The sequence below is a fragment of the Pseudomonas sp. RL_105y_Pfl2_101 genome, assembly GCF_963970585.1.
GTDB lineage: Bacteria > Pseudomonadota > Gammaproteobacteria > Pseudomonadales > Pseudomonadaceae > Aquipseudomonas.
Genome location: NZ_CAXAPG010000036.1, coordinates 23,382 through 42,023 on the forward strand (window position 1 = coordinate 23,382; position 18,642 = coordinate 42,023).

16 protein-coding genes are annotated in these 18,642 nt (G+C 59.6%); 9 read left to right on the forward strand and 7 right to left on the reverse strand.

Going from position 1 to position 18,642, the window contains the following annotated elements; genetic code table 11:
• Positions 1–72: 72 nt before the first annotated feature.
• A complete protein-coding gene (locus AACY31_RS25110; RefSeq protein WP_339505252.1) occupies positions 73–996 on the forward strand; it encodes a LysR family transcriptional regulator in 924 nt (307 codons plus the stop codon).
• A 319-nt stretch (positions 997–1,315) separates the two neighbouring features.
• On the opposite strand, the gene AACY31_RS25115 is transcribed toward AACY31_RS25110, so the two are convergent.
• From AACY31_RS25115 to AACY31_RS25145, 7 genes are all read right to left on the reverse strand, one after another.
• Positions 1,316–1,684 carry a RidA family protein gene (locus AACY31_RS25115; protein WP_339482316.1) on the reverse strand — a complete coding sequence of 123 codons (369 nt, stop codon included), beginning with the start codon at positions 1,682–1,684 and terminating at the stop codon, positions 1,316–1,318.
• Positions 1,685–1,710: 26 nt separating this feature from the next.
• The gene (locus AACY31_RS25120; protein ID WP_339505253.1) at positions 1,711–2,943 is read right to left on the reverse strand and encodes a D-amino acid dehydrogenase; all 1,233 of its coding nucleotides are present in this window, start codon (positions 2,941–2,943) and stop codon (positions 1,711–1,713) included.
• Positions 2,943–4,370, reverse strand: a complete 1,428-nt coding sequence (locus tag AACY31_RS25125; protein WP_339505254.1) for an amidase — start codon at positions 4,368–4,370, stop codon at positions 2,943–2,945. Before AACY31_RS25125 ends, AACY31_RS25120 begins: the two co-directional genes overlap by 1 nt.
• Positions 4,371–4,374: 4 nt before the next feature.
• Entirely contained in the window at positions 4,375–5,058 is a 684-nt protein-coding gene (locus AACY31_RS25130; protein ID WP_339482319.1) for an amino acid ABC transporter permease, read from the reverse strand.
• A complete protein-coding gene (locus AACY31_RS25135; RefSeq protein ID WP_339491800.1) occupies positions 5,055–5,711 on the reverse strand; it encodes an amino acid ABC transporter permease in 657 nt (218 codons plus the stop codon). The genes AACY31_RS25130 and AACY31_RS25135 overlap by 4 nt, the downstream gene beginning before the upstream one ends.
• The gene (locus AACY31_RS25140; protein WP_339505256.1) at positions 5,711–6,499 is read right to left on the reverse strand and encodes an amino acid ABC transporter ATP-binding protein; all 789 of its coding nucleotides are present in this window, start codon (positions 6,497–6,499) and stop codon (positions 5,711–5,713) included. Before AACY31_RS25140 ends, AACY31_RS25135 begins: the two co-directional genes overlap by 1 nt.
• Positions 6,500–6,577: 78 nt before the next feature.
• On the reverse strand, positions 6,578–7,447 hold the full coding sequence (locus AACY31_RS25145; RefSeq protein WP_339491802.1) for a substrate-binding periplasmic protein: 870 nt from the start codon (positions 7,445–7,447) through the stop codon (positions 6,578–6,580).
• A 98-nt stretch (positions 7,448–7,545) separates the two neighbouring features.
• Between AACY31_RS25145 and AACY31_RS25150 the strand changes: the two genes are divergently transcribed.
• The 8 genes from AACY31_RS25150 to bcsB all read left to right on the forward strand — a co-directional run bounded on the left by AACY31_RS25150 (position 7,546) and on the right by bcsB (position 18,639).
• A complete protein-coding gene (locus AACY31_RS25150) occupies positions 7,546–8,634 on the forward strand; it encodes a GlxA family transcriptional regulator (RefSeq protein ID WP_339491803.1) in 1,089 nt (362 codons plus the stop codon).
• A gap of 850 nt (positions 8,635–9,484) precedes the next feature.
• A complete protein-coding gene (locus AACY31_RS25155; RefSeq protein WP_339505257.1) occupies positions 9,485–11,026 on the forward strand; it encodes a BcsE family c-di-GMP-binding protein in 1,542 nt (513 codons plus the stop codon).
• Positions 11,023–11,214 carry a cellulose biosynthesis protein BcsF gene (gene bcsF / locus AACY31_RS25160; RefSeq protein ID WP_339482326.1) on the forward strand — a complete coding sequence of 64 codons (192 nt, stop codon included), beginning with the start codon at positions 11,023–11,025 and terminating at the stop codon, positions 11,212–11,214. Before AACY31_RS25155 ends, bcsF begins: the two co-directional genes overlap by 4 nt.
• Positions 11,201–12,829: a cellulose biosynthesis protein BcsG gene (gene bcsG, locus AACY31_RS25165; RefSeq protein ID WP_339505259.1), complete on the forward strand. Its 1,629-nt coding sequence runs from the start codon at positions 11,201–11,203 to the stop codon at positions 12,827–12,829. The genes bcsF and bcsG overlap by 14 nt, the downstream gene beginning before the upstream one ends.
• Complete coding sequence (gene bcsR / locus AACY31_RS25170; RefSeq protein ID WP_339482328.1) at positions 12,799–13,041, forward strand: cellulose biosynthesis protein BcsR; 243 nt, start codon at positions 12,799–12,801, stop codon at positions 13,039–13,041. Before bcsG ends, bcsR begins: the two co-directional genes overlap by 31 nt.
• The gene (bcsQ, locus tag AACY31_RS25175) at positions 13,038–13,760 is read left to right on the forward strand and encodes a cellulose biosynthesis protein BcsQ (protein WP_339482330.1); all 723 of its coding nucleotides are present in this window, start codon (positions 13,038–13,040) and stop codon (positions 13,758–13,760) included. Before bcsR ends, bcsQ begins: the two co-directional genes overlap by 4 nt.
• A complete protein-coding gene (gene bcsA / locus AACY31_RS25180; RefSeq protein WP_339505260.1) occupies positions 13,757–16,351 on the forward strand; it encodes a UDP-forming cellulose synthase catalytic subunit in 2,595 nt (864 codons plus the stop codon). The genes bcsQ and bcsA overlap by 4 nt, the downstream gene beginning before the upstream one ends.
• Positions 16,348–18,639, forward strand: coding sequence for a cellulose biosynthesis cyclic di-GMP-binding regulatory protein BcsB (gene bcsB, locus AACY31_RS25185; protein WP_339505261.1), 2,292 nt, complete (start codon positions 16,348–16,350; stop codon positions 18,637–18,639). The genes bcsA and bcsB overlap by 4 nt, the downstream gene beginning before the upstream one ends.
• The last annotated feature ends 3 nt before the right edge of the window (positions 18,640–18,642 follow it).

Below are 18,642 nucleotides of genomic sequence, written 5' to 3' on the forward strand. Positions count from 1 at the left end.
TAGGTAGGATACAATCGAAGATAAATAGGCTTTTATTCCACTTATAATGAACCAAAAGGATGCAATCGAGTTTTGGACAGTCTCAGTGGTGTGATCTCATTCGTAAAAACCGCCGAAGCGCTCAGCTTCATCAGCGCCGCCAGGACGTTGGGGATTTCCGCCTCGGCCGTGGGCAAAAACGTCGCCAAACTTGAGGCTTCGCTGAATGTGCGGTTATTACATCGCAGCACCCGCAAAGTCAGCCTGACTGCGGAGGGACAGTTGTTCTATGAACGCTGCCGCAAGATCCTCGACGATCTTCAAGATGCCCGGTCGATGCTTTCCCATGCCACACAGGAACCCCGTGGGAAGTTACGCGTCAGCTTGCCCACCATCGGTTATCGCTTTCTCTTGCCCCATATGGCGCGGTTCCGCAAAACCTATCCGGAGATTGAGCTGGAACTGGACTTCAACGACCAGTTGGTGGATGTGATCGATGAAGGCTTTGACGTAGTGATTCGCAGCGGCGGCCAGGCCGACTCCAAGCTGATGGCCCGAAAATTGGGGCCTTTTAAGTTTGTCCTGTGCGCATCGCCTGACTATCTGCGGCGTAAGGGACGGCCCGTCACTATCAGTGACCTCGAGCATCACGAGTGCTTGCGTTACCGATTTGTCACGACGGGTAAAATAATGGACTGGAGTATGTCTTCGGCCCCCCAGTTCACGCAGTTGCGCCTGCCAACCGCTCTGACATTGAACAATATGGAAGCCATGCTGATGGCCGTGGTGGATGGGCACGGTATCGCATTTGTCCCGGACTTCCTGGCGCGCGAAGCTATCGCCCAGGGGCGCCTGGAAACGGTGCTCGACGGTCACAGCGAAGATCAAGGGCAGTTCTGGGCATTGTGGCCGTCCAGTCGCCATCTTTCACCGAAAATCCGCGTATTCGTGGACTTTGCCGCCGAGCATCTATTTGCCATTCCTTCCGTAGACAGCCCAGATGCAACGCGCTCATGAAGCACTGTCGCGACCGCGCCGTCCTTATAGGTTGCGGCGGCTGTGCCGGTAATCGCTGACCGTCCGCTGTGTCCAGTTCACTGCCAATCATAGTTACGAAGCGTGCTGGTCAGATCGAATGCAAACGGGTGGTCAAGTGGAGTGCAGTATTCCAATTGGTATTCCAACGAAAAATTAAAATCATCACTAATGTTATAAATCAATAACTTACCTAGCCAATTCAAATTACCCCGGCCCAAACAAGCTAAACAAATCAGGCACTTAGCGATTATCGCAAGTGCCTTTTTTGTACCCGAAAAAATGAGTCGCCCCGCCCCTCTCAAACACCAGAAGCAGGTTTCACCGCTACAACCATGATCTCCACCAGCACCTCAGGCCGCGCCAGACGTGCCTGAACAGTGGCCCGTGCCGGAGCACTGTCCGCTGGCAGCCAGGCGTCCCACACCGAATTCATCAGCGCGAAATCACGATCAATATCCTTGAGCCAGATCTGTGCGCTCAAAAGCTGGCCCTTGTCGCTGCCCGCCAGCGACAACAAGGCTTCGATCTTGGCCAGCACCTGCTGCGTCTGTTCTTCAATGCCAACCTGCAGATCAGTGGGCACTTGGCCGGAGAGGTAAAGCAGGTCGCCGTGACTGACCACACCGGACATCCGCGCGCTGCTCTGAAAACGTTGAATCGTTGCCATCGGGTTTACTCCCTGAATTAAGAACGTTAAGACGCTGCGCTGCCGATCAGTCGGACCAAACGCTGGGCACTACCGAATGCCAAGGTCATGCCCAGCGCACCCTGGCCGCAATTGACGTACAGGTTGTCACAACCACTGACCGCCAGAATCGGCCGCCCGGTGGGGGTCGCCGGACGCCAACCGGTCCAGGGCTGACAATCATCGGCGTTCCATCCCAAACCGAACAATGCCTGCGTCGAGGTTTTCAGTTGTTCGATACGCTTAACGGGAATCGACGTGTCCAGCCCACACAACTCGACCATCCCCGCGACGCGTAAGCGATCGCCGATCCGGGCGAACACCGTTTTACGCCGCATGTCAGTGACGCTGACCGTCGGCGCATTCATCGAATCAGTGATCGGCAACGTAATGCTGTATCCCTTGAGCGGGTAGACCGGCATGCGCACACCGAACGCTGATAATAGCCCCGCACTGTAAGCACCAGCCGCCAGCACGACCGCCTGCGTTCCTAAAAGCGCTGGGCCTTCGATGGCGTGGTGGATCTCCAACGCGGTGATACGCCCGCGTTCACGTCGGAAAGCGGCAACCTCACTGTCGAACAGAAAACGCACACCCTGCTTGCTCAATAATCTCGCAAGCTCCTGACAAAGCTTGCGCCCATCGACCGCGCATTCGCTGTCGGTATGGATCGCGCCGTGAAACGCCTTCTTATAGCCCTCAAGTGCAGGCTCGATCGACAAGGCTTCGGCGGGGCTGAGGATTTTTTGTTGTTTGGCGCCTTGGGCGGCCTGGAACTTCACCTGATCGCCGGCCTTGCGCAGGCTTTCAGCATCGGGGTAGAGAACCAGTTTTCCGGTACGGGCGAAATCGCATTGCACCTTTTCCTGACTGATGAAGGCGTCCAGCGCCAGCCGACTTTCCTGCGCCAGTTCCAGTAACTCGACAGTGGTCTGGCGCGAAATGGACGTACGGCAGGCCGCGAGAAATGCCAAACACCAGCGCCATTGTTCCAGGCTCCATTGCGGCGAAAACTTCAGCGGTCCGTTGCGCTCCAACAGCATTTTTGCAATGCCCGGCAACAGAGAGGGATCAGCCAGCGGTTGCACATAGCTGTAACTCAATTGCGCTCCATTGGCAGCGCTGGCGCCCATGCCTGCCTCCCCCGCACGATCGATAACGGTAACGTTATGACCGGCCTTGTGTAAAAACCAGGCACTGCTCAAGCCAACGATTCCAGCGCCGACGACACAGATTTCCATTACGCCACCACCCTGTCCGAGAGGTCCCAACCCACAGGCCTCCGTTGGTGCCAATCACTGACTTGCTGGTAAGCGTGGGCGATCCGCAGGGCCAATGGTTCGGCGAAAGCACGCCCGACGATCTGCATCGAGACCGGCATACGGTGTTCGTCGAAGCCCACCGGCAGCGCCACTGAACAGAGATTGAGCAGGTTGGCGAAACGGCCGAGCAAGGCCAGCGGCGTACCGTACTCATCGACCTGACTCAACGGCACACTGCCAATGGCGTTGGTCGGGAATGCACAAGCATCGACATTGGACATGGCCTCGTCCATGGCTTGACGGGCAACACGTCGCTGGTTGTGCAAATCGATATAAGCCGCCGCGTCGATGGCGCGCCCGCTCAGTACCCGACGCTGCACATGAGGATCGAAGCGCAGATCATCGCGTTCGAACAGGCTACCAAGGCTGGCGTAGCCTTCGGCACTCATGAGGCCACCGGCGACGCGCATGCACTGCTCCAGCGAAGTCGGCAGCGGTTGTTCGACCAGATGCATGCCCAGCGCGGCCAATTGGTCAAGCCCCCGGTCATAGGCTGCCAATACGCCAGGGGCAATGTGCACGCGTTCGGTCTGTGGCAGCACCCAGATGCGCAGACCGGCCACCGGAAGGTTCAAACCTGCCGCGGCGCTGAACACTGGTGACTTGGCCGAGACCGGATCCAGCGGGTCCGGCCCCAGCAGCGCGTCAAGCATCCACGCGGCGTCTTCGACGGTGTGGGTAATCGGCCCCACCGAATCCAGCGATGGGCACAACTCAATCAAACCGTGACGGCTAACCAACCCACGTGTGGTTTTCAGGCCAACCAGACCACACATACCCGCAGGAATCCGCACCGAGCCGCCGGTGTCGGTGCCCAATGCCGCGCTTGCCAACCCGCCGGCCACAGCCACCGCTGAACCACTGCTGGAACCGCCTGGAGCACGATGCACATCGGCGTCCCATGGATTCCACGGCGTGCCCATCACGGCATTTGTGCCCCACCCTCCGAAAGCAAATTCAACGGTGTGGGTCTTGCCCATGATGATCGCCCCGGCACGCTCCAGTCGCTGGACTGCCGTGGCGGTGAGCCGCGAGATACGCGGCTCCTGCGCCAGCGAACCACCGGTTATGGCCTTGCCATCGATCTCGAACAAATCCTTGATCGCAACTGGAATGCCATGCAGTGGCCCCAGGTTGACACCGGCAGCCCGCTGCTGGTCGGCCGCGATGGCGGCACCGAGCGCGCGCTGGGGATAGGCCTCGACATAAGCATTGAGTTGACCGTTGAAGCGTTCGATCCGCTCCAGTTGCGCGCAAACCAGGGACTCGCTCGTGAGCGTTCCGGACTCCAGCGCTTGCCGCAACTGGCCAATGCTGTGGGAAGCGGTTCGATCCTTGATGTTCATGTGTTCAACCTCGAATGGTTTTGCGTCCGCGAGAAAATCGTACTTCCAGCACTCGCGATAACAGAGAAAGAGGGAAAGCGATGACGAAATAGAACAACCCCACCAGCAGGAAAATATGCATCGGCAAAAAGGATTCGGACGCGATGGCCCGGGCCGCCAGCATCAACTCATCGGTGGCGATCAAGGCGCACAGGGAGCTGTCCTTCAGAATCGACACGTAGGCATTGAGCAACGGCGGCAACATGCCGCGAATGGCTTGCGGAAAGATCACAGCGGTGAAGGCTTGCAATGGCGTCAGGCCGGTGGCGATGGCCGCCTCACGTTGGCCTCGATGCACGGAGTCCAGCCCACCGCGCAGGATTTCCGCGACGTAGGCCGAGCCCTGCAAGCCCAAACCGATGGCCCCGGCCCAATAACCAGACAACGTCAGCCCGAGGCTGGGCAAGGAGAAATACAGCGCCAGCAGCAACGCCAGAAGCGGCACCGCACGCATCCCCTGGATGAATGACACGGCCAGACGCTTGAGCAATACACTGGGACTCTTCATCGCCCAGGCCAGTAACGCGCCCAACATCGCCGCCAGGGCGAAGCCTGTCAGGGACAACTCGGCGCTGACCCGTGCGCCGAGTAGCAGGCGCGCGATCCAGTCGCTCCAGTATTCCGGGTATTGCTGGAAAAAACTGATCATCGCGCCGCCCCCAGATGACGTTCAAGTCGGATGAAGCCCACACCAATTGGCAGGATCATCGCCGCATAGATGCACATCACCGCCAGATAAATCAGCGAGGTCTGGAACGTGGATGTCACAAGATTGCGGGCAAGGAACATGATTTCCGGCACGGCAATGGCCGAGGCGATGGACGTGTCCTTGATCAATTGCGTGACGTAGTTGGCATAAGCCGGCAACGCAACGCGCAGGGCCTGGGGCAAGAGGATGTAGCGCAAAATTTGCACGCGGTGCAGGCCGATGGCCTGCCCGGCTTCATGCTGGCCGACGTGCAGCGATTGCAAGCCGGCTCGGAAAGTATCGGCCAACACGGCGCTGCCTACCAGGCTCAAACCGACGATGGCCGCCAGCCACGCGGGTAGATTGATTCCCAGATAGGACAGCCCAAAGTAGATCAGAAACAGATGCGCCAGCGCAGGCACATTGCGCATCCACTCGACGAAACAGGCGATGGCGCCATGTACCAGTCGCGATCGGCTGAACGTCAGTAAAACCGCCAGTACCAAACCGCCCACGCTGGCCAGCACTAAGGTGCAGAGGGCGATTTCCAATGCGCTCATTGCGCCTTTCATTAGCAAGGGCAACAGCCCAAGGAAAGCTTGCAGATTCACCATCACGCGCTCTCCACAGCCATACGCCCAAGAAAGCTGCGGGTACGTTCGTGACAAGGGTTGTCGATCACTTGCGCCGACGGTCCCTGTTCGACAATGCGCCCGCCGTCCATGAAGATCACCCGGTCCGCCACATCGCGGGCAAACCTCACTTCGTGGGTGACCATGATCATGCTGCGGCCCTCTTGCGCCAGCTCGCGAATCACGGCCAACACTTCGCCGACCAACTCGGGATCCAACGCCGAGGTCGGTTCGTCGAACAAAATCACTTTCGGTTGCTGGGCCAAAGCCCGGGCGATGGCGACCCGCTGTTGCTGACCACCCGACAATTGCTCGGGATAAGACTCGGCCTTGTGCCGCAGATGGACTTTTTCCAACATCGCGTCGGCCAACTCATACGCCTGCTTGCGCGGCATGCCTTGGACCTTGATGGGGCCGAGCGCGACGTTGTCGCGCACGTTCAAGTGCGGCCAGAGATAGAACAACTGGAACACCATGGCGATCTCGCGGCGCTGCGCAGCCATCTCCCGGTCACTCATCAGGCGCGAACGCTGACCGTCCTTGACCTGCCCGATCAGCTCGTTCCCCAGCCAGATTTCGCCACTAGTCGGCCTTTCCAGGTAATTGATGCAACGCAGGCAGGTGGACTTTCCAGATCCGCTTGGGCCAATCAGCGACAGGGTCTCACCGGGCTTCAACTCCAGGCTGATGCCCTTGAGCACTTCCAGATCGCCATAGTTCTTGTGTAATGCGTGCACGCGCAGCAAGGCGGCGTCAGACGGGCTCGACATTTGGACTAACCTCTTTTTGTTATAGGCATGGCGATGAGTCGGTGCATCGGCATGAATCCGCCCCATCGCCGCACACACTTATTTGCAGCCGGGCAGCGTCCAGTCCGCTGGGCGGTCGACGCCCAGGCGCAGGTCCTTGCCTTCGGGCATGAACCAGACATCCTGGGTCAGGCCGTAGCGAGCACCGATCTTGCGCATCTCACAGCTTTTCCAGAGTGTCTGAATCTGCGCGTTGACCGCCGCGACCAGTTCCGGACTGGCCTTGTTGAAGCCGAACACCACCTGACCCAAGCCAGTCAGCAATGGGAAATTCGGATCGTTGTCGACGAAGGCGTTGAAATGCAGGTGCCATTGCTCATTGCGGGAAATGGCGTATTGCATGACCGGTGGGTCGCCGATCACCGCATCGATGCGTCCGGCGAGCAGATCGCGAACGGCCGCGTCGGACGTGTCGTACAGGGCGACTTGCAGGCCATCGATCTTGCGCATCTCAGGGATGAACGAAAAACCGGTGATGGTGCCGACTTTCTTACCTTGCAAATCCTTGAGGCTGTTCCAGTTGGTCTTGTCTGTCTGGGTGATCCCGTTCTTGAAGTAGTGGATCGGGTCGCTCAAGGCCATGATTTTCGAGCGTTGCTCGGTCCAGCCCATCGTGCCGGCCATGACATCCACGCGCTGGGACTGCACCGATGCAATCGTCCCTGACCACTCCATCAATGCCGGCTTGACCTTAAGGCCCATTTTTTCGGCAATTTGTTGAATGATTTCACCGTCATAGCCGATCATCCGACTATCTTGATACCCTGTTCCTGGCATATCACCACTGAAGGCGATGGTCAGGCTTCCCGGCGCTACTGTCTCCAATGCGAACACCGGTGCCGTAGCCAACACGGACACCAGTAAACCGGCACAAATACCGGAAAAGCGCTGAATTTTGGACGTCGTCATCGGTTGCTCCTCGATCGTTTTTATTGTGGTAGCAGAACGTTTCGCATAGGCCCATCGTAGTGGGACCGGCGGTCTAACTTGTTGGATGCTTTGCACGAATGATTGAATATTTGCGACATTCTGGCGGCACAGAGAATGTGACACCCCCGGAAAGCCTCGTGGACGGGCTCGATCATGGGCAGGCGCGTCATCCACCCATGCGCCGCGGCACCGCCGAGTTGTCCATTGGCATCATGTTGTGGCCACGCTTCCCCTTGCTGTCGCTGTCAGGGCTGACCGATGCGTTGCGGCATGCCGCCGATACGGGTGATCAAAGCCGCCCCATCCGCTGCCAATGGAAAGTACTCGGCACACCCGGGCAAAGAGTCATTTCCAGTAGCGGACTGGACGTACCGATCGACAGCGAACTCGCTGACCCGGAGCGTTTCGACTACATCGTGGTGATTGGTGGATTGCTCGATTCCATCGAGGCGGTGCCGAAAACCTATCCCGCGTTCCTCCACCAGGCCGCGGCCGCACAGGTGCCATTGATCGGCCTGTGCACCGGCAGCTTCGTGCTCGCGCGACATGGCCTGATGGAGGGGCGAACGGCGTGCGTCCACGCCTACCATGGCGACGACTGGAAGCAGCGGTTTCCCACGTTGCGCTTTGTCATCAACAGAGACTTTCTGATCGACCGGGACCGGATTACCTGCGCGGGCGGGGTTTCAGTTATCGATCTGGCGCTTCATCTGATCGGCCTGCATTGCGGGCCGGATCGTGCGGGCAAAGTTGTGCATCAGATGACGGTGGCAAAGAACACGTCCAACAGTTTCGTCGACCGACGCAAGGCGCTCGGGTACGCCAGCTCATCCAATCGCCGGCTGCACGAAGCCGTGATGTTGATGGAAAAACACATGGCCCACCCCTTGGATATCGAGGCCATTGCGCATCTGGTCGGCACCAGTAAACGGCAATTGGAACGCCTGTTTGTCGCTGAAACCAACAACAGCCCAGCCCAGTTCTACCGCCAGGTCCGACTCCGGTTTGGCAGATGGCTGCTGGTGAGTTCCGATCGCCAGATCGGCGAGATCGCCTTTGAATGTGGCTTCGCGGATGCGCCGCATTTTATTCGGCACTTTCAGAGCATGTTTGGCATGTCGCCAGGGAAGTTACGCAAGGCCCTGATGCAACAAGATGGGAAATAACGCGGCAAGTAGTCGGTGTAGGTGTATTTGAAAGAAGATCCGAGCAGTGAATTTTTCCAGGTATCCGATGAGAGACGGGCGATATCGGGGCGTGGATTCGACACCGACGTCGACCTCGCCTTGGCGACCCGGGAACAAAAAGACCGCGGCGGCAGTGAACAGCGTGAACATCGCCAGCAATTGCGACAAGGTGTTGAACCCGGCGGTATAGGCCCAATTCATTAAGAATGTACCGAACCAGTCGCCGTTCATTTGCTTCGGAGGAGCCCCGGTAAGCGGTTTGTTTACTCGTTGGTGTGATTGATGAGTGGATCCGGCGGCGGCTCTGCCCGGCAATGAGATCCCCCCCTTACCTGTTGGGTGTCAGCGGCCGGCGGCCGACCCACCTTGAACCCTGCAGCGTACAGCGGAGCATTCCCCAAGCGGTATAAATCAGCGTGTTGAAATTAGGCCGCCTCGCGATCGCCAATAAAATGGCGAAATCCTCAGCTCAACCGTTTTTGCACAATATTTGAGCAAATTAGTTACAATTTATTGACACTACCAGTCCAACGTCATCACAATTGCGCGCCATCACCGAGGCATAAGAGAGTCTGCCAATGGTGATCGGCGGAGAATGCGGTATTTCGTCTTCTTCCAGCCGCTCGATACTGCTTTGAAAGCTCGCTTGCTGAACATCATGGGGGCTACTTGGCAGTGCAACACCCTACTCATGCTGACTAAGTCTGACACTGAGCCCGGCTCGGAGCGCTTGTGCTAGTCGTCAGAAACGTGACGCATTTGAAAAACTGTAACGCCAGGGAAGGTGCTGATCGCGCCGCATCCGATTTAAAGGAAAAGGGAGTTTCATTTGAGTCAGGTCACCTTAGACATCCGCCATCTGCGCGATGAGCAGATATTGTTACGTGACGGCGGGCTCTATTGGGTGGCAGTGGATCAGGCGAGCGACTCTGCCGCGCTGGCGGTCCAGTGCCTGGCAGCGATGCCGGCCCATGCGCAAGGGATGTTAGTGTGCTGCGGACATTCAAGTCAGGACCTGGCCCAGGGACTGGCGGCAGATACCGGTCCTGGTCAGCTGAAGCTGTTTGACATCAACAAAGACGACATTGGTCTGACCCTCAAATCGCTGGTCGGCGAGCTGACCCGGGCTGCTCCGGTTGCCGGCACTACCATTGTGTTGATGCTGCCGGGGAGCGCATGGCAGGGCGACGTCGCGCCGCAGCTGCGGCATTGCTGTCTGTCCCTGAGGCAATGGCTGGGCGCACGCCAATGCTCTCTGTTGGTGATCAGCCATGGCCAGACACCTCAACTGCATGACCGTTTGTTGCGGCTCAACGATACGATCTCCGGGCTCGCTCAGCTCTATCGCCGTGATGGTGGTATTCGCTATCAATTGCACTACTGGCACAGCGAACTGGGCGTGTGCAGCGGGCAGGAGTTCGAGCTCGAGTTGCTGGTGGACGGGTTTGCGCTGTCGGTCAATGAACAGGCCAATGTGCAAGTGCCCCATACCGACGACCAGCGGATCTACCTGACCCAGCGTTCTGTGCTTGAAGGCTCGCCGCCGTTGTCGGATCAGTGGAGGCTGTTCGAGAGCCGCGAGGACTTGCTTCAGCAAGCCAGTCACGCTCGTGCTGCCAGTATCATCGTGGCCATCGACAGCAACCTGCACGTCGAAGCGTTGGCTCGTCAGATTCACGCCCTGCGCGAGCGCTGCGGTATCGCACTGAAGATCATCATACGCGAGATGGAACCCTGCCTGCGTTATCGGGACGAGCGTTTGCTGGTGTCCTGCGGTGCCAACATCACCGTGCCCTATGGGACGACGCTGGCGCACTTCTTCAGCATCATCGACAGAGCCCAGGGCCAGACCTGGCGTCGGAGCCGCACCACCAACTTCCAGTCCCTATTCGAACGTCTGCGGCCGCCCCCCGAGCGCGGTCTGTTAACGCCCCAGGAATTCATCGCCATGGTGGAGCGTGTCTATAACGGCGCCTCTGGAGAAATCAGCCACCAACTGCTCAAGCTGATGCCGCGCGGTGGCCTGGAAATCGAGCAGTACTCGAGTCAAATCGGCTTGCGTCGTTTTGGTGACGTCGCCTGCGTGGTCAACGGTGCCTTTTATCTGTTCCTGTTTGGCTGTCGCGCGGACGGACTGGAACCCGCATTGGGGAATATCTGTCGGCTCGCCTGGCGCGATCTTTTCAGCAGTTTCCAGATTCTCCAAGGTGTTGAAGCGTTGCCGCGCGAGGACTTCCTCGCGGCGCCCTTGCTGCCTCTCACGTTCGCTCTGGCAGAAGAACACACGGTCGGTAGCTCCACCGAAGCGGCCGGCCGTGTTGCCTATTCGCCTCAACGCACCACACTGCCCATTACGGACCCTTGTTCATGAGTTATTCCGAGCTGATCCAGGTAATTGGCCTCAGTAGCCTGCTGACCCTGGCACTGATCGTGGTACTGATTAGATTCGGTCGCCATTTTCTATCTGTCGTGCAGGGTTTCTTGCCCCCGCGTTACCTGAAATCCCGTGGTGTGCGTCGTCGTGCCCCAGCCCAGAGCGAGCCCAATGAGCCAGTTTGAAGTCATTAACCCGGCGTCAGTGCGCGTCTGGCCGGGCCTGGGCCCCTGGAATCTGTATTTCATCCTCAAGTTCGTATTGCTGTGGGCGGGTTACCTGAACTTGCAGGTATTGCCCAACCTGGTGTTCGCGGCGGCGTTGCTGCTGCCGTTGCCGCATCGTTATCTGCGTATCCTGCGCACAGCCATCGCGATCCCCGTGGGTGTTGCGCTGTTTTACCAGGACACCTGGCTGCCGCCCTTCAGCCGCCTGCTGAACCAGCCAGGCGTGCTGGATTTCAGCGGTGCATACATGGTCGAACTGATGGGTCGTTTCATTGACTGGAACCTGTGTGCGCTGCTGGCTGTGTTGGTGGTGGTCTACGCCTTCGTCCGGCACTGGCTGCGCCTGACCACTCTGAGTGTGCTGGGTTTAGCCTGGCTGGCCAGCGCGAATGTGCTAGCCCTGCGCCCCAGCGACGAGCCGGTCGCGGCGGCGGCCAGTGGCGCTCCCATTGCAGCGGTGAGCACGGCCCCCCCAGACAGCGCGACACTGGAAGCCTACCTGCAGAAGTTCTATAGCACCGAGGCTGGACGGCAGGTGGAGTTCAAGCCTTCGACCTCTGCAGCGCAGCCTTTCGACCTGTTGCTGATCAATATCTGCTCCATGGCCTGGGATGATCTGGAAACCGTGGGCCTGCGCGACAACACGCTGTTCCAGCAGATGGACGTTATTTTCGACAACTTCAACTCGGCCACTTCCTACAGCGGCCCGGCGGCGATCCGCCTGTTGCGCGCCAGTTGTGGACAGGTTCCGCACAAGCAGCTCTATGGCACCGCGCCGCAACAGTGCATGTTGATGGACGACCTGAGCAAGCTGGGCTTTTCCAGCGAAGTGATGCTCAACCACACTGGGCAGTTCGAAGGCTTCCTTGATGAAGTCCGCGCCCAAGGGTCATTGCCGGGGCCCGCGATCAGTACCAGCAAATTACCGCGTGCCTTGGTGGGTTTCGACGGTTCACCGATCCTGCGCGATGCTCAGGTACTGGACGCCTGGTGGAAGCACCGCGAAGTAGAAAAGAACGATCGCGTGGCGCTGTTCTACAACACCACCACACTGCATGACGGCAACCGTGTGCTGACCGCTGATGGCGGCACCAGGAGCAGCGATTACAAACCGCTTGCCCAAGGGCTGATCGATGACCTCAGTGGCTTTCTCAAACAACTGGAACTCAGTGGCCGTCGGGTAGTGGTGGTGATCGTGCCGGAGCATGGTGCGGCGCTGCATGGCGACCGTATGCAGATCGCCGGCATGCGCGAGATTCCGAGCCAGTCCATTACCCACGTGCCGGTCGGCATCAAGTTGGTGGGCATGGGGCATAACCCCGGTTCTGCCCCCCGGCACATCACCGATCCGAGCAGTTTCCTGGCCCTGTCGGAGATCATCAGCCGCTTGTATAGCGCCCAACCCCAGGCGGATGGCCAGGGTCCGAACTGGTCGGCTCTGCTGAGCAATCTGCCGCAGACAGCGGCAGTCTCCGAAAACGCTGGCACGGTGGTCGTTGACTACGCCGGGAAACCTTACATACGAATCAAGGAGAAAGCAGCATGGCTGCCTTACCCACAGCGCTTCAAGTGAAGGCCAGGGTGCAGTCGCGTGCGGATCGTGCCGATGACATCGCCCGCCTGAAACTGGCACTTGAGCTGCCCGAACTGGACTACGTGGACACCTCCGCACAGATCGAATTGCAAAAGGCCCTGCATCGCTGGCCGCTGCTGGCAGAGATGGACCGCCTGCAGCCGGCGGTCCTGCCGATGATACGTGAGCCCGAACTGGAGATGCTGTCGTGACCGCACTTAGCCTGCGTGGTCTACGCGGCGGTGTCGGCACCAGCTCGCTGCTGGCGGCCACAGGCTATGCACTGCATAGCCTGGGCGAGCGCGTGCTGCTGGTCGACATGTGCCCGGAAAACCTGCTTCGCCTGCACTTCAGTGTCAGCTTCGGCGAGCGCGGTGGCTGGGCGCGCGCCATGATCGAAGGTAAGGGTTGGAACACCGAGGCCTGGACCGTGGAACCGGGATTGAGTGTGTTGCCTTACGGCCGCCTGAAACGGGACGAGCAGGACCACATCGAGCAGCGCCTGCTAAACGAGCCGAATCTATGGCGCCGCCGACAGGCCGCCCTTGCCGAACACTTTGACTGGATCCTGTTCGATGTGCCCTTGCGACTGTCCGGTCATGCTTGTGTCGGACCCTGTGCGTTGCGCCTGCAGATTGTCGAGGCGGATGCTGCCTGTCACGTGCTGTTGCAGCAGGAGGAAGCCCCTCGCGAGCATCTGCTGATCAACCGCTTCGACCCGGTCAGCCAATTGCAGCGCGACCTGCTGCTGATCTGGCGCAAACAATATGGTGCCCGCCTGCTGCCTCTCAACGTGCATCAGGATGAAGCGATGCGCGAAGCCCAGGCGTTCAAGATGCCGGTGGGGGCATATGCCGAGGCCAGTCTGGTTGCCCAGGATGTGCTGAGCCTGGCCACCTGGTGCCTGACCCAACGCATGGGGACGGCATGATCGCTCGCATTTTCCCTTACGCTCACCTGCGTCGGCGCTATGACTGTGCTCCGCCAATTGCGTTGCTGCTGACGACAATGAACGCCCTGGCATGGCTGTTGTTGCGTCTGGAGTCACCGAACTGGCGCGCAGTGCTCGATCAGCCAAAGCGCTGGTATCCACAACTGAACGACAAGGCTCCGAGCCTGGGCGATCCGTTGCGCTATGCGGTACAAAGCCTCTGGCTACTGCTGGTTCGCCCGGCCAGGCCGCGGGGGTGGACGCTGTCGACCCCAGCCTGGCTCAAACGTGTCGGCGCGCTGTACCTGCGGCAGTGGACGCGCATTGGCAAGGTGCTGGAAGCGTTGCCCCAGCGCACCGAGTCCAGCCAGCCAATTCGTCAGAGCAGCCATTGGTGGAAAGGCCTGGACCGTCACAGCCAACGATTGGCCAATGCGGCCATCGGTGTCGTCGCCTTCATTTTTATGTTGCTGTGCATCACCGAGCCCTTCGGCTACGTCTCCCAGTTGGTATTCGTCTTGCTGCTGTGGAGCTTGGCCATGCTGGTGCGGCGGGTTCCGGGCCGCTTTGCGACGTTGTTGATGGTGGTCCTGTCGACCATCGTCTCGTGCCGTTACCTGTGGTGGCGCTACACCTCGACCCTGAACTGGAACCAGCCCCTGGACCTGATGTGCGGGATGATCCTGCTGGTGGCCGAAACTTATTCCTGGGTAGTGCTGATCCTGGGGTACATCCAGACGTGCTGGCCCTTGGGCCGAAAACCGGCGCCGCTGCCGCGCGACACGCGCCTGTGGCCGAGCGTCGACCTGTTGATCCCGACCTACAACGAAGACCTGTCGATCGTGCGAGGTACGGTGTACGCGGCCATGGGCATCGACTGGCCGGCCGACAAGCTGAACATCTACATTCTCGATGACGGCAGACGCGAGAGTTTCCGCCAGTTCGCCGCCGAAGTAGGGGTGGGCTACATCACTCGCAGCGACAATCGTCATGCCAAGGCCGGTAATCTCAACCACGCGCTGAAGCAACTGAACGGCGAACTGGTCGCCATTTTCGACTGTGACCACGTACCTGTGCGCTCTTTCCTGCAGATGACCACCGGGGGCTTTTTGCGTGATCCGAAACTCGCGCTGGTGCAGACCCCGCACCATTTCCTGTCACCGGACCCCTTCGAGCGAAACCTCAATGTATTCCGCGAGCACCCCAACGAGGGCGAGTTGTTCTACGGGTTGATTCAGGACGGCAACGACATGTGGAACGCGGCGTTTTTCTGCGGCTCATGCGCGGTGCTGCGGCGCACCGCGCTGGATGCGATTGGCGGCTTTGCCGTCGAGACGGTTACCGAAGACGCCCACACGGCGCTACGCCTACACCGCAACGGCTGGAACTCGGCCTATATCAAATTGCCGCAAGCGGCTGGCCTGGCGACCGAAAGCCTGTCAGCGCATATCGGCCAGCGCATTCGCTGGGCCCGTGGCATGGCGCAGATCTTCCGCACCGACAACCCCTTGCTCGGAAAAGGCCTGACCCTCTTCCAGCGCATCTGTTACGCCAACGCGATGATGCACTTTTTGGCCGGCCTGCCGCGCTTGGTGTTTCTGATGGCGCCGCTGGCGTTTTTGTTCCTGCATGCCTACATCATCTACGCCCCGGCGCTGATGATCCTGCTGTACGTGCTACCACACATGATCCACGCAAGCATCACCAACTCGCGGCTGCAGGGCGCCTATCGTCGGACTTTCTGGGGGGAGGTGTACGAGACCGTCCTGGCTTGGTACATCGCGCGCCCTACCACCGTGGCACTGTTTAACCCCAGCAAAGGCAAGTTCAATGTCACCGCCAAGGGCGGCCTGATGGAGCAGAACCAGTTTGACTGGAAAATCGCCCAGCCGTACCTGCTACTGGCGTTGCTGAACATTACCGGCCTGGGTTTTGCCGTCTGGCGTCTGATCTGCGGCCCCCGCGAGGAGATTGTCACCGTTGTGGTGAGTATTCTCTGGGTGATCTACAACCTGCTGATCATCGGGGGCGCCATGGCGGTCGCCGCTGAAGTTCGCCAGGTTCGCCACACCCACCGGGTATACGTCAAGTTGCCCGCGGCAGTGCGCCTTGAGAATGGTCACTGTTATCCAGGCATGTTGCAGGACTATTCCGACGGTGGCGCAGGCATCCAGCTCGACACCCCACAGTCGCTGGCGGTGGGTGGGAGCATCTCGCTGATGATGCAGCGCGGCACCCGTGAATTCCTGTTCCCGGGCTATATCAGCCGCAGCCACAAGCACTTCATCGGTATCAGCTTCACCGGCCTCAATGCACAACAGAAAGTCGACTTTGTGCAGTGCACGTTTGCCCGCGCCGACGCGTGGCTCAACTGGGGCGAGAAATTCACCCCGGATCGCCCGCTGCACAGTTTTGTGGACATTCTCAAACTTGGCGGTACCGGTTACTACCGCCTCTACGAATACCTGCCTGCCTGGATCCGCCGCATCGCCGGCCCGCCGTTGCGAATATTGCGCTGGCTGGCCAGTTTTCTGCCGCGCATGCCGGCCGTTGCCCCATCTCTCAACTCTCGATCAGTGAGCGCACCATGAGCCGCTACTTCAGCAAAACCCTTTTTGCCAGTCTGGCGCTCCTGACCACCGTTTGTGCCCAGGCCGCCACCGCACTAGCGCCAGCCGCGCCAGCCGCGCCAGCCGCGGTCAGCAACGTACCGAGCTGGAACACCGCGTACAGCTTCGAACAGCTGGGCCGTCCCGCCGACAGCCTATTGCTGGGCATCCACAATAGCGACCAGATCGAGTTCAGCCTGCGTCGTGATCGTATTGCCAGTGACGCGAAACTGCAGCTGGAGTACACGCCGTCGCCTTCGCTGCAGCCACAGATCTCGCATTTACGTGTGTATCTCAACGACGTGCTAATGAGCGTTGTACCGATCGAAAAGGAGCAATTGGGTAAGAGGGTCACCCAATCGGTAGCCCTGGACCCGCGACTGATTTCGGACTTCAACCGCGTACGCCTGGAGTTCGTCGGCCACTACACCGATATCTGCGAAGATCCGGCCAACAGCACGCTATGGCTGAACGTTGGGCGCAGCAGCCAGATCCAATTGCAGGAGCAGGCACTCGCACTCAAGAACGACCTGGCCTATTTCCCGATGCCTTTCTTCGACACTCGGGGCCAGGACAAGCCGGTCCTGAACATGGTCTTGGCCGATGCGCCGACCTTGGGCGAGCAGCGTGCAGCCGGTATCCTGGTGTCCTATTTCGGCAGTCTGGCCGCCTGGCGTGGTGCGCAGTTCCCCGTTCTGTTCGACCAGCTGCCGCCCGCTGATGAACACCATCGCGCCAAGTCGGCCATTGTCTTTGCCACCAACGATCATCGTCCGTCCTTCCTCGCTGACACAGACAAGTTCCCGGCCGTGGATGCACCCGTTGTACAGATGATCGACAACCCGCAGGATCCCTACAGTAAAGTCTTGCTGGTATTGGGTCGCAATGACGATGACCTGGCTGTAGCTGCCCGCGCCCTGGCCTTGGGCGCAGGCGCGTTCCGGGGCTCGAGCGTGACTGTCAACAAGGTCGAGCAGCTCAAGCCTCGGGTGCCTTATGACGCGCCGAACTGGATGCGCACGGACCGCTCGGTACGTTTCGCCGAGTTGATCAAGTACCCCGAGCAGCTTCAGGCCAACGGGCTGCAGCCACGTCCCATCACGGTGGACGTGAATCTGCCGCCTGACCTGTTCCTCTGGCGTAACCAAGGGATTGCGCTGCAAACCAAGTTCCGTTACACGCCACCGTCGGTCAACGACGAATCGCGCTTGACCATCAGCCTGAACAACCAGTTCATCACCAGCCTGGCGCTGCAAAGCAAGACCGACAGCCGTCTGGAGGCGCTGCGCCTGGCGGTGCTGTCCAACGAGTCGGCTAACCACAGCGACAAGTTGCTGGTGCCAGCGCTGAAGATTGGCGACCGTAACACCCTGCGTTTCGACTTCAACTTCGCCAGCACCTTTGGCAGTGCCCAGCGCGACCGTTGCCAGTCTTCACTGCCGGTGAACAACCAGGCCGTGATTGATGAAGAGTCGACCATCGACCTGTCCGGTTACTATCACTACATCGCCATGCCCGACCTGCGCGCCCTTGCCCGAAGCGGTTTTCCATACAGCCGTATGGCTGACCTGTCGCAAACCCTGGTGATGGTGCCGCCCCACATCAGTGCCGTGCAACTGAGTACGGTGTTCGAGACCATCGCCGCAATCTCTGCGCGCTCAGGCCTGCCCGCGTTTGGCCTGCGGCTGTCGGACAACTGGGACGACGCCAAGGCGGATGTCGATCTGCTGGTGTTCGGCGCCATGGCGCCGGGCGTGGGCGATGGCGCCGATGCCAATCTGGTGCTGAACAAGACGCGTGCCTGGCTACTCAAACCGTCCCACGAGCAGAGCGGCAAGTCGACCCGCGCCGGTCAGTTCAGCGATGAACGCGACCTGGCTGCCAACCGCGTCGAAGTCAGCGCCCAGGCACCGATCGCCGCCATCGTTGGCTTGCAGTCGCCGTATCACCCACAGCGCAGCATCGTGGCCTTGCTGGCGAGCGATGACGCCGATTACCAACTGCTGCGCGACACCCTGGGCGACGTGGGAAAAATGGACGCTGTTACCGGTTCTGTGGCGCTGATCCGCAGCAGTGGCGTAGAGAGCAGTTGGGTGGGCCAGCAGTACTTCGTCGGCCACCTTCCGTGGTGGCTGCTGCTCTGGTACCAATTGTCCGAGCACCCGATCCTGCTGGCGGTCATGGCCACCATCAGTGCGCTGCTGACGGCATTCCTACTGTGGCGCGCACTCCGTTGGGCTGCCCGTCGTCGCCTGGCCGGTCAGGAGTAGTCG